The sequence below is a fragment of the Kriegella aquimaris genome (assembly GCF_900103215.1).
Lineage (GTDB): Bacteria > Bacteroidota > Bacteroidia > Flavobacteriales > Flavobacteriaceae > Kriegella > Kriegella aquimaris.
In genome coordinates, this window is sequence record NZ_FNGV01000047.1 from 1 (window position 1) to 1,211 (window position 1,211).

Genomic DNA, 1,211 nt, shown 5'->3' on the forward strand with positions numbered 1-1,211 from the left:
GGCATAGCATCTGAATGTTGGTTTCAAATGCAACTTAAAAAGTGTAAACGATGTTTCTATAACTTTGTAAAGGATGTTTGTATATCGTACCTAATTACCTACAACGGTTTTGTATAAGATTAGTTGCGTTGTTTAAGCACCTAATTTAGCAAATACAAACCGAATAGAAAATCCGCGAGGATTTTCGTAAGTAGGCTTGCACTAGCAATTAATTTTATACGGTGTTGTACACCGTTTTTTATTCATTTATTTCTATTCTATTATTTTTAAATATCCAAACTCCTATAACTATTGTCAAGGAATATATTAACACCCAAATAGTCTGTTCAGACCATCGTGTTACAAATCCATTATCTACTATGAAAAATGTAATCCAAACTGATAAAAAGGCATAAAGTGATAATATAATTTTCTCTGTCAAGTTCGAATATTTGCTTTTTAAACTTCTTTTAATAAACCAAAAAATCACCATTGCAGGTATTGACGAAAGAAAACCAACAATTATCATTACAAATATTATTTCATAAGAATTCAATATACTGTTGAAACTAGAATTATTAATAATAGCACCTAAAATTAATGCTATTAAAAGCGGTGAAATTATTATTGTAAACAACCAAACTTTAATTATATATTTCATTTACTATTCAGTTGTTTCTTTTCCATAAACAAGATAAAATTCAGACACTTGTCTCACAGTTTCTGCGTCCATTTTTTCTTTCTTTTGGTCGATTTGCTTAACTAATTTAATTCCGTCGTAATAGTATTTACTATTCACAATTGTGTCAGTTCCAGTTTCATTAAATTCCACAATTCTGGCAAAAGTCAGACTGTCTTTTTTGAAGTAAAATTCATAATTCGCTGGCGATTGATTTGGCTGTCCAACTTCTGCGATTATTCTATAGATTTCTCCATTGTCGTCAGTTAGTTCATAAATTGAAATTCCACCAACAATTTCGCCATCGAAGTCCTCTGTATTAAATTCAGTTATAGATTCCGACAAATCTTTTCGGTTATCAATTTCAGTTACGTATTTTTCAATTTCAGATAATGTATTGTTATTTCCACAATTGACTAGAAATCCGATTATTAATGCTATGTAGATAGTTTTTCTCCTAATGTTCGTTAATATACATTGTTTACAAAAGTTATAGATTAGGGTTTACACTAAGTTTGTTTCTAACCTTACTGATTGTTCTTTCTTTCTAAAC

At 29.3% G+C, this 1,211-nt stretch carries 2 protein-coding genes; both read right to left on the bottom strand.

Annotation, left to right across the window (positions count from 1 at the left end; all coding sequences use genetic code 11):
• Positions 1 to 238 precede the first annotated feature (238 nt).
• A complete protein-coding gene (locus BLS33_RS24595) occupies positions 239 to 640 on the bottom strand; it encodes a hypothetical protein (protein WP_089896001.1) in 402 nt (133 codons plus the stop codon).
• A gap of 3 nt (positions 641 to 643) precedes the next feature.
• Positions 644 to 1,003: a hypothetical protein gene (locus BLS33_RS24600; protein ID WP_089896003.1), complete on the bottom strand. Its 360-nt coding sequence runs from the start codon at positions 1,001 to 1,003 to the stop codon at positions 644 to 646.
• Positions 1,004 to 1,211: the final 208 nt, after the last annotated feature.